Annotated in this window: 2 protein-coding genes; both read right to left on the bottom strand. The window is 62.8% G+C overall.

Going from position 1 to position 16,011, the window contains the following annotated elements:
• Positions 1-273: 273 nt before the first annotated feature.
• Positions 274-783 carry a toxin-activating lysine-acyltransferase gene (locus BM052_RS17940; protein ID WP_091149124.1) on the bottom strand — a complete coding sequence of 170 codons (510 nt, stop codon included), beginning with the start codon at positions 781-783 and terminating at the stop codon, positions 274-276.
• A gap of 29 nt (positions 784-812) precedes the next feature.
• Positions 813-14,123, bottom strand: a complete 13,311-nt coding sequence (locus BM052_RS20390; RefSeq protein ID WP_177198552.1) for an Ig-like domain-containing protein — start codon at positions 14,121-14,123, stop codon at positions 813-815.
• Positions 14,124-16,011 lie beyond the last annotated feature (1,888 nt).

Below are 16,011 nucleotides of genomic sequence, written 5' to 3'. Positions count from 1 at the left end.
CTCCCATACAACTGGGTCGATACAAACGCCGGGCAAACCGTGTTCGAAATGAGCAACATCGCCAGCGCTGCTTGATCGCCGAAATTACATCGCCAAACCCCCCACGGCCGCTCCACCGCTACGTGGGGGATTTTTACCGCTTACCTTACGGCATGCGGAGTGGTCACTTCACCAGGGTCGGCGAGGAACCTTTCGATCGGGCGCAGCGCTGGCCCTGCCGTAGTGCTGTCCCGGCAGTCGAGCACGGACCCGGCGCGAATGCGCCGGGCTCGCTCACGTTGCCTGGGTTGCGGCGGCGGCGAGCAGCTTGTCTCCGGCATCGGCGCCCACGACCTGGACGGATCGCTTGCCGGTTCTGGGATCGGTCTGGTGGAAGCGGAATTCCTTGCCCTTGAGCGGCCCGGAAATGAGGTCGGCGATCATGATCTCGCGCTGGCGGTTCTCGGAGTTGGCGAAGGGCGCGATCAGGTCGACCAGCCACGTCTGGTCGCCGCTGGTCCATTCCTCGAGCGTCAGGCGGTTTGCGGGTTCGATCATGCCGCCCTCGAGCTTGGCGGCGGCGGCCGGAGTGCATCTGGCCCAGAGCGCGAGGCCGACCGGCTGCTGGCCGTCGCGGAACATGTAGAACTGCTCGCGCAGGAGGGCGGGCATGACCAGCCACTCGAGATCGCCAATCGCCAGCGCCTTGTGAAGCGGCGACTGGCTCAGGAGCCAGGTCATCTCGCCCAGGAAGTGGCTGACGGTGAGAGGTGCCGCCTGGGGTGCTGCAGTGCTTGAAGTCATGTAAAGAATCTTTCGTCAGTAGTATCGCTTCAGGCCGCAGAGGCCGTCAGCAGATCGAGCCCAAGCGATTGCTCGACGAGCCTCGGATTCAGGGCACTGTCGCCGTGGTTCGCGGCGAACGTACTCATGGCCTGCACCAGACGGGCGGCGGCCTGCTCGGCCTGGGTTTGCCCCGAACCGGGTTCGAAGGCAAATGCCACATTGCCGATCGTCGCCGTCACCCCGTTGTCGCACGTGAAGATCGCCGTGGACAGGGCAAGGTTGCGCCCCAGCCTGGCGGCTTCACCCGCGGCGGTGTTCGCCAGCGAGATTTCGGTGATGCCCATGTTGGAGAGCGACTTGAGTTCGCCTTCATCGGTCACGCCGTTGCCGTTCGCGTCTTTCCAGACCTTGAGCTCGCCGAACCGCGCGTCCGATGCATTGACCTTGCCGTCGCGGGTGTTGTCGAGCACGCCAAGCCCATCCCAGGCGCTCTTTGCGTCTTCCTTCTCGGACAGGAACGAGATCTCGGAAACATCGGTGATCGAACCATCGCCGTCGCGGTCGATGACGAGCAGCCCGTCGCCGCCCGAGACCCAACCGGTGTCATCCGCCTTGCCATCGCCATCCATGTCGAAGTGCGCCCTGGTCTTGGTCCGCCGGCGCGCTTCGAGGCCGTCGCCATCGAGATCGACGATGATGCCGGAGATCATCCCGACTTCACCATTGCCGAAATCGAGGATTGCGGCCGGCTCGATCAAGCCGGCCGAAGCGGCGATCACGCCCTTGGCATCGCGCGGCACGACATGCGCGCCGTCACTTGCCCCGACCAGGCGATAATGCGCGGCCTTGCCCCCCCACTTGCTCTGCTGGAAGGTGATTTCCGGCAGGGCCGAAAGCGCCTTGAAGGCCAGGCCGACGTCGAGCAGGGTTCCCGTGCCGCCATCGTCGAGCGTATAGGCGGCGCGGTTGTAGATGATGTTCTGGCCGTCGGCCGGGCTCGCTCCGGTCGCTTCGCCGGTCAGCGTGATCGCGGTGAGGCCAGCCTCCGCCAGGCTCAGCAGTTCGCCGGCATCGGTCACGCCGTTGCCATCGCGATCGAACCAAAGCTTGAACTCGACGAAGCGGGTATCGCCGCCATCGAGCAGACCGTTGCCATCGCTGTCGAAGGCGGCGAGGCCTTCAAGGTCGGTGCTGGCGCCTTCGCGGTCCTGAAGGAACGAGATCTCGGCAATGCCGTCGATCGCGCCATTGCCGTTGCGATCGAGCGCGAGGAAGGCATCGCCGCTCTCGATCCAGCCCGTCTTGTCGGCGATGCCGTCGCCGTTCATGTCGAAGCGGGTAGTGCTGTCGGCAAGCGCGATCAGCGGTGCGCCGTCGCCATCGAAGTCGAACACGATCGGCGGGGCGATATCGGGATTCTCGATTGGTGGTGAGGTTTGATCCTGAGTAGTATCGCCGGCGTCGGGAGCACTATCGCTTTGATCGGCCGATGCATTAGTTTCGGTCTGCGAGGCGGAAACGGTGGTTGAGGCAGCCGCTTCTTCCGGGTTGGCAGCAGCATCGGTGCCTTCCGTTTGGCTTGCGGCATTTGATGCGTCGGCCTCCGATATCGAATTCGTGGCTACTTCCTCTGTAGCCGGATGTTCGGTTTCGATCGCGGAAGGATCGAAGGCGAGACTGACGTCGCCGACCGCCCGCGATGTGCCGTCGCTGAGCAGGTAGTCCGACGTAGCGGAGATCACGTTCCGGTTTGAGACAGGCAAATCGCCGGTTTCATTGAGCGTCAGGTTGATATGCACGATGCCTGCATCGGTCAGCGACTTGAGTTCGGTCGCATCACTGACGCCGTCCTGGTTTGCATCCTGCCAGACGAGAAACTCTGTAAAGCGTTCATCGCCGGCATCGAGAAGGCCATTGCCGTTAGTGTCAAACGCCTGGAGCCCTTCAAGATCGGTCAGGGCGCCTTCCACATCGCCAACGAAACTGATCTCGGAGATGTCGTCGATCTGCCCGTTGCCGTTGCGATCAAGTGCAAGGAAGCCGTCATCCGCGGCGGCCCAGCCCGTTCTGTCGGCAATGCCATCGAGATCCATGTCGAACGATATTTCGGAACTGCCATAGTCCACAAGCTCAATACCATCGCCATCGAGATCCAGGACGATAGGGGGAGAAGTATAGCCGCGATGAACGAAGACAATTTTCATTGGAATATAGGTTGTACGATCGCCATTCACAATGTTGAGTGTAAATGTAGCATCGACACTGGAAGTTCGGCGAGTACCACCAATCTTTAGGCCTCCCTCCCACTCGCCATCCCAGTCTTGATTCGGAACAAAGAAACTAATTCTGCCATATGAATCAATACGAATCTCCGGCATGGCTGAGGCATTTATCTCATTGCTGCCACCACTGGCTATGCTATACTCACTATAATTGATATTGGTTATTGAATATGAAACATTCTGACCTTCAGGATCGTAGACATTTGGTGAAATATAGCGCGTTACGGCAGATGAATTTGCCATAATCCAATATTCTGTATCACTCTTCTTTATCCAAGTACCTTTGGAACTTCCATCAAGATATGACGCATACGAAACATCCTCATTAACGTCGGTCACGGTCGCATCGAAAGTTGCGATCGTTGAAAACTCCCCATCAAATGCCCGTACAGACAGAGACTGTGTTGCAAGAGAATAGTCCCGTACAGCCGTAGTGAGGGTGCCAGAACCAAAGATCGGATCATAGAAGGTCGTTTCTTCATAGCGTGTCGTCAGGGTTTCGTAATCCACAGCCCCCGCGGTAAGCCGCAGTATCCCTTCTGGGGAAAGCGTCCAAATCCCCGAAGTCGAAGAACCATCGGCGAATGTCCAATTCATGCTGCGTCCCACGTCAGGGTCCCGCAACATCAATGTGTTGAGATTGATTTCCGGAATGATGCGAGGGTCCAGGGTCTCACTGATCTCGATCGGGCTCGCGACCAGCGAATGCTGCTCGTTGACATCGGCGATTTCGATCCAGAAATTCGCCCGGCTTTCGGTGAACCCTGCATTGCCTTGGTTGTCGCGCGCGGCAACCACGTAGTTGCGGCCCGGCTCGGGCGCTTCTCGGTCGAGCGCCGCGTTGGTGCGGATCACGCCAGCTACGTTGTCGATGGAATAGCGCCCATCCCAGGATTGGGAGGAATAGTTCGTGCCGTCCCAAAACCAGTAGCGCTGCTGCCCGAAAGCCACGGCACCGCCGTCCGGATCGCTCGCTGCGACGGTGCGGACAACCGTGCCGGTGCCGACATTCTCGTTGATCGCGAAAGAGCCGCCGCCAAGGCTGTTCTGCTCGTTCTTGTCTTCGATGTAGACGGAATAGGTGAACGGGGCCGACTCGGCCCCCGAGGTGTCGCGGGCCACGAGCGTGAGCGCCGCGACCTTGATCTCCTTGATGCCATCGCCGTCGGTGTCGTAGCTGGTCGCGGCACTGGTCCCGAACTGGCCGATGTTGGCGCGCAGCCAGTCGGCGGAGAAATTCACGCCGGGCGAGAAGGCGATGTGATTGTTCGACCAGGTCTGGAACCATCCATTCTGGTTGCCTCCCACGATGTAGAGTTGGGGGGCAACCCCGTCGGGGTCTGCCATGGTGAAGCGAGCGATCAAATTGCCGGCGTGCGGCGCATCGCCGCCCACGGTCTCGGAAAAGATGTTGGAGGCTTCAAGGACCAGATTGTTCGGCTGCTCGTTGACGTCGGAAATGAAGACCTGGAGCAGCGTCGCGGGTGAAACCGCTCCCGAGCTGTCGACCGCTTCGAGCCGTATATCGGCGACATGCGCTTCAAGCCGTCCGTCACCGTTCCAGTCATAGATGTTGAAACCGGAAGCGCGTAGCGCCTCGAAGTCCCAGCTGATGCCCGCTGCAAAGCGAACCTGGTTGCCAACGATAGCGAAGTTGTTGCCGGGGTTGCCGTTGGCGGCGAAGCGCAGCGTGGGCGCCGTGCCATCGGGGTCGCTCAACGCAAACGTAGCCACTGTCGCCCCGGCTGCCGCCGGCTTCGAGCCGAGCCCCGTCTCGTCGAAGAATGACCAGACGCTCGTACCGCCGCCCGGTGCGTTCGGCGTCTCATTGACGTTGGTAACCGGCACGACGATCAGCTTGTCAAAGTAGCTTCCCGCCGCATCGAACACGCGGACCTTGATGGTATTGGCGGCATCCCGGTTGGAAGCTTCGTAATCGAGGTTCGCGCCCCCGCTTGCGATCAGCAGCCTGCTGGTGTCCACGGTATCGAGAACATAGCGCCCACCGGCATTGCTGAGCAGTTGGAAGCTCGTCGGCGCGGCCACGCCCTCGGCGGTGTCCGGATCGATGCCCGTCAATGTCCCGACGAACGTGCCCGTTGCCGAATTTTCCGCGACCGAGCCGGTAAGCGTGATGCCGGTCGGCTGGCCGTTGACCGCCACGGTGAGCGCCGACCAAGCCGAGGTCCTCACCGAACCGCCGTCCTGGGTCTGGACGGCGAAGCTGAGCGATGCGTTCTCGTAGCGGCCCGCGGGAACCGCGAGGCGCAAGCCGGTCAATTCGCTTGCCGAAAGACGCCACCAGGTCGAGGCGGATTCGTAAACGCCCACCGCGGCTCCCGAGGCGTTGACCAGCGTGTAGCCGCTGGGCAGTCCCTTCACGAGCACATCAAAGGTCTCGGACCCGTCGTCATCCGGTGTGTCCGCCGCGACCGAGATCGCGATGCTGGCTCCGGCATTGCCGCCCGCGCTTGCCAGGAGCGTGAAGCTGCCGGTGTCGGCGGTGGGCGCGATGCTGAGCGCGATCCCGCCGGCATCGAGCGTAGTCCGGGTGGTGCCGCGAATCCGCGCCTGCAACTGGAGCGGCAGGGTCCCGCCCGGCAGGAGATGCGTGCTGGCGCTTGGCGCGAGCGTCAGCGTGACCGTACGGTTGCCGCTTGCATCGGGCGTCCCGTAATTGACCGCGGTGACGTACTGCGACAGCACATGGCCGCCGGCCGCCGTCAGGGTAAGGTCGATACTGCTCGCCGGAATGACGACGCCAAGACCCTGATCGTCCTCGAACCAGGCCCGCACGGCAAAGCTGATGGTGGTGGCGGCATTGTCCAGCGCCTCGGCAGCGCTGATCGAAACGGTGTCGCTGATCCTGGGCGGACCCAGGCGACTCCAATAGTCCTCCATGCCGTTCCTGAAGGAGACATTACTGGTGCGCAGGCTTGCCATCTGCGCCTGGGTCGTCGGGCGGCTCGCGGCCGGAATACCCGCCATCAGCGTGACCAGCGCATCGACGTTGACGGGCAAGGCCGCGCGGTCGACGCCGTCGGAGATAAGGTCGATCTTGAAGTAGTTTTCGGGCAGGTTGCGGTCAGGCGTGGTGAACCAGTTCTCGACCGTGACGCTCCCTTCGCTTCCCGATGCCCCCAGCAGGGTGAGCCGCAGGTGATTGCCGGTGGAACTGACCGTGCCGGCATCATCCACCCGGTCGAACCAGATGTCGGTATAGACCACCGTACCATCGAAAGTGAGGTGATCGAAGTTGGTGCCGGTGGAATCGAAGTTGCGGATCCGGTCGTTGCCCTGGCCCCGCGCCACGAAATAGGTATCGTTGTCGGCGCCGCCGAGCAGGATATCGTTGCCCGTGCCGCCATCGAGATAGTCGTTGCCGGCCTGGGCATCGAGCGTGTCATCGCCCACGCCGCCGATCAGGAAGTCGGCGCCGGCGCCGCCGTAGAGCATGTCGTTGCCGGCCCCGCCCCGCAGCACGTCCGAACCGGCGGAACCGGTCATGGTGTCCGCATGGTTCGAGCCTTCGACCAGTTCGATGCCGGAATAGGTATCGCCCTGGGCCTGGCCGCCGGTGCCCGCGCTGGTGGTCAGGTTGACCGTCACCGCCGCCGTCGAGGCAAGATAAGTGACGCCGTCGAAGCCGGCCGCGCCGATCAGCTGGTCGGCGCCGTCACCGCCGTCGAGATAGTCGTCCCCATCGCCGCCATCGAGCACATCGCTGCCTGCGCCGCCGACGAGGCGAGCGGTGGTGAAGCCGCGCCAGGCATCGGTGCCGCCAGCACGCACGCCTTCATTGCCGAGGCCTCCCGAAAGCCTGTCGTTGCCGGCGCCGCCATCCAGTGTGTCGTTGCCGTCGCCTCCGGTCAAGGTGTCGTCCCCGGCCTCGCCATAGACATTGTCATCACCGGCATCGCCCAGCAGCGCATCATTGCCGTCCCCGCCGTAGAGTATGTCGTTGCCGTCGCCGCCTTCGAGCTGATCGTTGCCGGCAAGCCCGGAAAGCGTGTCGTTGCCGGCATATCCGCGCAAGATGTCGCGGTTCTGCTGCCCGGTCAGCGTATTGGCCGAAGCGGTGCCGTCGACGACATCGTCGACATTGACGATCGTGAAGGTGAAGTCCTTGTCGAAGGACAGCGGTGCCGCCGACTTGTCGGTCGCCTGGATCGTCAAGACGATCGAAGTGCCGTCGGTCTCGTAGTCGAGACTCTGGTTCGCAAGTAGCACCAGCTGGTTGCTGGCATTGACCGCAAAGCGGGTGCTGGGGCTGGTCGCGCCATCCTCGAAGACCGTGTAAGTCTGCTGCCCGGTGAGTTGGCCTGCCAGGTCGGGGTCGGTGGTGCTGAGAGTTCCCAGGACCACGGCAGGACGCACCGTGCCTGCGGCAAGGCGGTCACGTTCGGCGATCGAGGCCGCCGCGCCCGACAGCGCGATCGCGCTCTGCTGCTGGTTGACGTCCTCGATCTTGACGGTGAAGCTCACCGCGGCCGAGGAAAGCTGGCCATCGGTCGCGTAGACCTTGCCGCTCAGCGTGACTTCGCCCAGTCCGTCACCGTCGCTGTCGGTGATGGTCAGGCCCGTGCCTGCGAGCACCTCGAAATCCGGTTCCACCGCGAACTGGACCTCGGTGCCCACGATCTTGAAGCGACTGCCGGGATTGCCGGTCGCATCCGCGACGAAGGCGATCGACGGATTGGGCGCGCCATCGGGATCGCTGGTGGTGAAACGCGCGGCCAGACCGGAGATATTGGAATCCGTTGTGCCCGCCACGTATTCGTCGGCGATGCCACCCGGCACCGAAAGAACCGGTAGGTTCGGTGCTTCGTTGACGTTCAGGACCGTGACCGTGAAGCTGGTCTCGGCATAAGCGCCGTGGCTATCGGTGGCCCTCACGCGGATACCGTGCGACGCCGCCGCCTCGCGGTCGAGCAGGCTGGCCTTGAGGACGCGGAGTTCCCCGTTGGACGTCATGGCGAAGCGCCCGCCCGCGTTATCGACGAGCGAATAAGTAACCAGATCTCCTTCGATGTCGAGCGAGGTGAACATGCCGATCAGCGTGCCGTCCGCCGTGCTGCTGCCGGGGGCGCTTTCAAGAACCTGGAGCGTGCCGCTTCCGGTGACCGCGATGTTCCTGGGCGCATCGTTGACGGGGGTGATCGTCACGGTAACCGGCAGGGCAACCGCTTGACCGTCGGCGTCGGTCGCGATGACGGTGAAGGAATCCTCACCATTGGCATCGGCATAAGGCGTGTAGGTCAGTGACCCGGTCGCGGCATTGAAGCCGCTGATGATGCCCTTGGCCGGGCCCTTGTCGGGATCGAGACTGTAGCCGGTCACGTTCTGGTCGTGATCGATGACACCATAGCTACCGTTGATCGTGATCGCGCCGTCTTCGGCAAGGCTGATGCCGCGCGGCGTCGCCGGCCCCGTAGGCGCCGCCTTGTCGCCCGCATGCCAATAGGTCCCCAGCAGCGAGGCGACGGCGCCGGGCATCTCTCCAGGAGTGACGGCGGGCGTTGCGGTCTGCGCCGTCATCGCAGTCACGAGGTTCAGGCTGTCGGGATGATCGAGGAACAGGACATGGCTCGTCGTCTGGATCGCATGGACGCGGCTCTGCCCGCTCGTAAGGAAGAATCCAGTGACGGTGATGCTCGCGTCGGTACCGATAACCGCGATGCGCAGGTCGTTGCCGACCCGTGTCAGCCACAGTTCGCCATAGCTGACCGAACTGTCGAAGGTAATCAGATTGGTACCGCCCGTGTCGAGAATAGTGTCGGTTCCGGACCCTCGCTGGAAGACAAACGTGTCATTGCCGGCGTTGCCGTAGATCGTGTCGTTGCCGGCGCCGCCGTCGAGCGTATCATCGCCATCGTCGGCAAAAAGCCTGTCGTTGCCTGCGCCACCGCTCAGCGTGTCATTGCCGATACCGCCGTTGAGGTTGTCGTCGCCAAGCCCGCCGGACTGAATGTCGTCGCCGTCCTGGCCGAGTACCAAATCGTTGCCGTCGCCGCCGTCGAGCACGTCGTTACCAAGGCCGCCATAAAGCTTGTCGTTGCCAAGGCCGCCGGACATCGAGTCGGCACCGTCTTCGCCGTAAAGGAAGTCGTTGCCGTCGTCACCGGAGAGAACATCGTCACCCGCTCCGCCCCAGAGCGTATCGATGCCGGCAAGGCCGAACAGCTTGTTGGCATTGGCATCACCCCGGATGACATCGTCATAGATCGAACCGACGATGTTCTCGATGCCGGTAAGCGTATCGCCCAGCGCATCCGATCCATCCGCACTCGTTTGCGCGCCGGCCAGGTTGAGATCGACGGTTACCGCGACCGCCGAGCGGACATAGCGCGCCGTATCGCCCGCATCGGTGCCGTCAGTCGCCGCACTGTTGGCGCCGCCGCTCAATGCATCCGCGCCGAGCCCGCCTTCGAACGTGTCGTCACCATCGCCGCCCGAGAGATTGTCATCGCCCGCATACCCTACCAGCACGTCGTCACCCGCACCGCCGGCCAGCCTATCATTGAACGTGCCGAAGCGGCCGAGCAGGAGATCATCCGCCGCCGCGCCGTTCACCGCCGCATCGCTGGTCGCGGCAAGGATGCTCGCCAGCGACACCGCCATGCCGTCGCCGAACTTGATCGTCTCGATGGCGCTATTGGCGAGCCGCTGGCCCTTGATCGTAACCTGCGAGGTTGCCAGGCCTGCATGGCTGATGACCAGGTCGTTGCCGCTCCAGGAGAAGCTCAGGTCACCCAGGCTGATATTCGCTCCGAACTCGATCTCGTCATCGCCGCCATTGCTCGCGGTATCGAAGCGCTGGCGGGTTACCTGCTGGCCGTTGGTGCGGACAAAGCCGCCAAGCCATCCGTTCTGGATATAGCCGGTTGGGGCGGGCGCCGCGGGTGTGGTCCCCGCCGCATAGAGATAAGTGGCGTTGTCGTAGATTACCGTTCCGTCGGGTCCCTGGACCTGAAGACGCCAATAGTGCTTGCCGGATGCCGCTTCGACGGTCCCGGTATCGGCCCATGACTTGACCGAATACCCCGCACCCAGCGCGCCGGCCGCCGTCACCGCTTCTTCGACGACGAACACGCCTTCGGTGATGACATCGGCACCGTCGCCGACATTCCAGACATAAGTATCATCGCCGGCGTCACCGGAGAGCTGGTCGTTGCCGCGACCGCCAGTCAGTTCGTTCTGGCCGTCATCGCCGCCGATCACGTCTGCGCCGCTGCCGCCGATGACATTTTCGATCGCGTAGTATTCATCGCCGGCGGCATCGCCCGCGTTAGTGCCCGAAGCTGAAAGTTGAACGCGCACGGCCGCCGAAGTCGAGGCATAGCTTGCCCCGTCGAGACCGGAACCGCCGACCAATACGTCCTTGCCCGCGCCGCCATCGAGAACGTCATCGCCGGCGGCGCCATAGAGCACGTCATCGCCAGCCTCGCCCTTGAGCGTGTCGAAGCCGCTGCCCCCCGCGATAATGTCATTGCCGGAGCCGCCCGCGATTACATCGTCGCCGGCCGCGCCGGTGATCCAGTCTGCGATGGCCGTGCCCGCCAGCGCTGTGCTGGCAGTGCCGTCCGCCGCATCGGTGCCGGCGATCAGCGTCATCTTCGAGGGATCGATATCGAGAATGCCGGTCTGGTAGAAGGCGAGCTTCTCGATGCTGCCGGGGGCGAGATACCAGTCCTTGATCGTGATGCTGTCGGTCACCAGGGAGGTATTGGCGAGTTCCTCGCTCTCGCGGCTCACCGCGAGGACCAGGTCATTGGTCCCGGCGGGCTTCTGGAGGATCACGTCCTGCAAGTTGATGCCGGGTGCGAACTCGATCGTGTCGATCCCCGCGTTGGCGGTGATTACCGCGCCCGCCGGCGGCGCAAAGACCTTGAGCGTACCGGTGGCGCTGTCGAAATCATAGCGTCCCACCCACTCGAAATCGGGCTCCGTCGCCGTTCCCGCATTGGCGCGCAGCACCGTGCCGCCCGGCCCCGTCACAACGCCGGTCGCAGCGTTATAGGCGAAACCCGCCGCGGCGTTCCATCCGCCCGCCGAAGTCCAAACGACCTGCCAGTAACTGGCGAACTCGTCGAAGACCATGTCGCGCCCGTCGCCGCGCGAGAACTTGAAGGTGTCGTTGCCGGCCCCGCCGACCACGACGTCGCCATCGCCTTTGCCGCCGGACAGGATATCACTATCCGCCCCGCCGTAGAGATCGTCCGCGCCGCCGTCGCCCGTCATGGCATCCACGCCCGCGCCGCCCACCAGCTGGTCGCTGCCGAGCCCGCCGATGAGCAGGTCCTTGCCGATATCGCCCAGGACCATGTCATCGCCGGTTCCGCCATTGCCGATATCGTCGCCGGCGAGCAGGAAGAGCTTGTCGTTGCCAGCCCCGCCGTAGACGAAATCGTTGCCCGCCGTGCCGATCAGCACATCGTTGCCGGCGCCGCCGATGATGAAACTGGTTACATCGCCGATGCGGATCTCGTTACCGTCGGCGAACTTGAGCCACTCGACGCGCTTGAAGGGATTGGCGAACCAGTCCTTGACCGTAAGGCTGGTGCTGGTCGCCTGTTCGATCCCGTTCACCGTCTCCATGACCGTGACGATCAGGTCGTTGCCGGGCGCAGCGGAAGTGCCCGAGCGCTGGAGGCGGATATCCCCGATATCGATGCCCGCGCCGAACACGATGGCATCGTCGCCGCCTTCGACCGTACCAGCCTTGACGCCGGCGGCGGTGCCGACCCAGTCGGGACGCAGCGCGCCCGCGAGCAGGGGATTGGACTTCCACTTCTCGATCGCGCCGATGCGCAGTGCCATCGAGTCGGTGCTGGTGGTGGTCAGCGCCGATTCGCTCGTGGCCTCGTCGATCACGTCGGCGCCGTCGCCGCGGCGCACCACGTACTGGTCCGAGCCGGTCCCGCCCTTCAGGCTGTCGGAGTTGCCCGCGCCGCCGACCAGGACATCGTCGCCGCCATTGCCCAGCAGCGCGTCGGTGCCGTCACCGCCTTCGAGCCAGTCGGACCCTTCGCGTCCCTTGAGCGTGTCGTTGCCGGCGCCGCCACCCAGATAGTTACCGTCACCGCCCAGCGATCCCGCCGTGGCCGAGCCGGCATCGAGCACGTCGTTGCCGTCGCCGCCCAGCAGCCAGTCATCGAGGCGCCCGCCGTAGAGCGTATCGTCGCCGGCCCCGCCGAACAGGTTGTCGCCGAGGTTGGAGGCATGGATGGTGTCGTTGCCGTCGCCGCCGTCGACGGTGGCGGCCACCGGAATGTCGAGCACGCGCCGGTCGCTGGTGGCGAAGCCGACGGTGGTCGAGGCCGCCATCGTGCGCGAGCGCGAGATGATGAAGATCGCCTTGCCCGTGGCTTCGTCCACCACCACGTTGTCGATCCACACCAGCGGCTCGGTGCCGGCGCCGTCGACGATCGTACCCGTTCCCGCCGCGCCTTGCGCGCCGTTCGCAAGCGCGGAGGCGCCGGCGGTCACCGTGGCCGAGAGCTTGAAGCGTTCGTTGCCCTCGACATTGAGGAACTCGGGCTCGCCGTTGCCCGGCGTGATGACCTCGCCGTCCAGCATGACCGGCGCGATGTAATCAGGATTGGCGACATTGTCCGCCTTGATCGCGGTGCGCACGAACAGCTGCGTGGTGCCGGCCGCGAACGTGGCGCTGGTGGCATTGGTCCAGCCGCTCGAACCATTGGCCGAGACCTGGATGTTCGAGGCGTCCGCGCTCCCGAAATCGACACCGCCGCCGCTGGCCCGACCGTTGGAGGTCTCGGCGAGCAGGGCCAGGCTCACGGTGATCGCGCTGGTCGAAGCCTTCGAGAGCGAGAGGCGGAACACCGCATGGCTATCGCCTTCCCAGGCATAGCTGTCCCCCACCATCAGCGTGGGCAGCGCGGCGCTGCCGTTGACCACCGTCACCACCGCGTCGCCGCCCATGATCCGCATGCCGGGCGCATTGGAGAGCGAGGCCTGGAACGTCTCGGTCGCTTCCGCCACGGCATCGGCGGCAATGGTGACTTCGACGGCTATGCGCGGCGCCGGCCCCGACATCGTCAACGTCGCCGTCTTGGCGGTGAAGTCGCTGCCGCTCACCGCGATGTCGTCGTTCAGGTGACCGTTCACCGTAAAGCCGACCTGGTTCGCCAGCTTGCCAGAGCGAAGGTCAATCGTGTCGTTCGCAGCGCTGGCTTCAATTGTCGTCTGGCCGGCAATATCGATGGTGTCGCCGAGCACGTAATTGCCGACGCCGATCAGGCGGCTGACCTGGCCGCTCGCCGGATCATAGTCGAACCCGAAATCGACGTTCGACGCATCGGTCTGCGCTTCCTTGAGCAGGAACGAGAACCCGCCGAACCAGTCGCTCGCCGCGCGCCGGGTCAGGCCCAACTCGTCGGCGCGGGCCAATATGAGCAGCGTCTCAATGGCGAACACGCTATCCGGTTCGGCCGATACCAGCGCGTTGATGACCGTCGAGTTGGCGAGGTAGCTTTCGTATTGCTGCGCCGAGGAGATATTGCCGAGCAGCACGCTGCTGTCGAAGTCGAGCGGGTCGAGGCCGCCGAGCTTGAAAGTGTTGTACAGCGCGCGCTTGACGTAAGTGTCGCCGCCGGCGATCTGGAAATCGGGGTCGCTCAGGCCCTGGTACACGCCGTAGCCGATCAACCGCGTCGCCGCGTCCTTGCCCTTGAAGCGCTGGGTGATCGCGTCCTTGTCGCGGGTGGAATAGGGCCGGTAGACGAAGTCCTTCTTGCGCATCCCGTAATTGCCGGACTGCACCGCCTCGGGGTTGAGCAAGGTGCCGCCGGTCGCCAGAAGAACCGAATTGAAGGTATCCGAAACCGCCGAGGCCACACTGCGCGCCGCGTCCTTCGAACCACCTTTGCGCGACCACACGTTGGCCACCACGAACTTCTGCTGGCTCGCATCCCAGACAGAATCCGCCCCCGAACGCGGCGTGCCGCCAAAAATCGAACCAATCAGGCCGCCGACGATGAAACCAACAAAAGCACCAATCGCGGCGCCGACCGGGCCCGCCAAAAGCGTGCCAGCTTTGGCCAACTCTGTCATCGCAAGGGCGCCAAGCGCCGAACCCACCGCCGATCCGATTTGCCCACCGATCGTATCGAAGGAGACGATTTCCGATGCGAGCTTGGCACCGAGAAAGCCTCCGACCGCGTTCCCCAGTTGGGTCCAATCGAGTGACTTTAGCGCCTCCGATATATTCGCGCCTTCGAGGATAAGCTGGTTTGCAAGCTGCCCGATCGCATAACCTGTGCTCGAGTTCGCGAACTCGCCTGCGAAGCCGTCGAGGCCGATGGCATTGACCAGTTCCGCTGTCAGGAACGAAGATAGCGCGCCAACACCGGCAGACTTGAGATTTGTGAGAAACTCTTGTCCAAAATCTTCAAGCGCAACATCGATGTTTGTACCGATAGCGTCTGGTGATCCGAAAATGGCGGCGTCTAGAACTTCGCCGAGATTTTCGCCAACTGTCTTCAACGTAGCAGAGTAGAATGCCCCAGAAAGTTCGTCACCACCAGCCAGGCGATAGCCAAAGACACTACCAAGAGATGCGCCAACATCGGTAAAACTCACCAATTTCGGATTGTTTCTGAAGCGTAGCGCGGTGTTCTTGACTGAACCATCGACACGGAACTCTTTGTACACTGTCAGGCTGCCGCTGGTTGTCTCGCGCAGCGTCTCAACGAATCGATCGACTCGGTCAATCTCAACGAGAATGCCGGTGGATAGCGTTCCATCCATCTGTTCGATGACAAGACCGCCGTTTCTATCCGTACCCACAGCTTTGGCCGTCAAATTGCCGATCGTGATTGTGCCGTCGGAATTCTTCTTAAAGACTGGCGTAGCGACGTTACCGGAGGTAACGGGGCCGGAAGAAGTTCTTGCTTGTCCAAGGGTGGAGGGTGTTGATCCTGAAACATTTTCACCTCCAGAACCCGATACGCTTAGATCGTGTCCGCTCCGGGCAAAGTCGAGGAGGACCGCGGCGAGACCTGCTGCCAACTCCGGAACATTTTGAAGAGCGCCAACGTTTCCGCTGATAGACCAACTGGTCTCACCGGTCCGGCGGTTAGCCGAGACAATGATCTCACCCTGAACAATATCTTCACTCCCGGGAGTGAAGAATTTGACAATATCTATCTCACCATTGATCAACTGCTTGGTGATCCGAGCGGCATACTCGATTCCATCAGGCAACGTGACCATGATGAAATTGTGATAGGCGCCGAGTCCATCAGCAAGCCAAACAATTGGGTTGCCGCCAGTCCGGTTATAGTAATCGGGCAACGTCTGCGTGAACAGGGTATAAGCGCGGTCAGCGACGTACTGCCCCGCCTCCGATCCAGCAACGCCTGCTCCGACGACAACGATCGTATATGCAACCCAGCCTGCGGGACCACCTGCCAGTAATGGCGCAGCCCAAGCTGCAGCAGCGCTCGCAGCTAGTGCACCGCCGCCAATGGAAGCGAGGCCCGTCGCTGCTGCACGCGCAGCGCCATCTCTATCGCCCGCGTTGAGCAGGCCGACCACCGTTCCGGTCAAGACCCCCAATTCTATGAGGTCACCAACTGGTCCAGCAATTTTTCCCGCCCGCGCGAGGGCCCCCAGATAAGTTGCCTTGTTAAAGGCAATTCCTACATTCTTCGCGTCTAGCCATTTGCCCTCCGCAATAGCCGAAAACATCGGCTTTGCCTGAGTTGCGGAGTACCCGGCACTGGTTAGTGTACCATTCGAAATGCCGACGTTCTCAAAAAATGCCGAGCTGAACTGTGCACGCATCGTGCCGCCACTCGTATCTAGCGAAATGTTCGCCCAGCTGTCGGAAAGTGACTTTACGGAAACAACACGAGCAATGTCTTCCAGCGCGCTTGAGGTGCCGTCCGCGCTCGCCAGCGCATTGTAGCGAAGACGCAATTCACTGAGCGGGATGCCA

The organism is Novosphingobium sp. CF614, from assembly GCF_900113255.1.
Classification (GTDB): Bacteria; Pseudomonadota; Alphaproteobacteria; order Sphingomonadales; family Sphingomonadaceae; genus Novosphingobium.
This window is presented reverse-complemented; position numbering and strand designations above follow the sequence as displayed.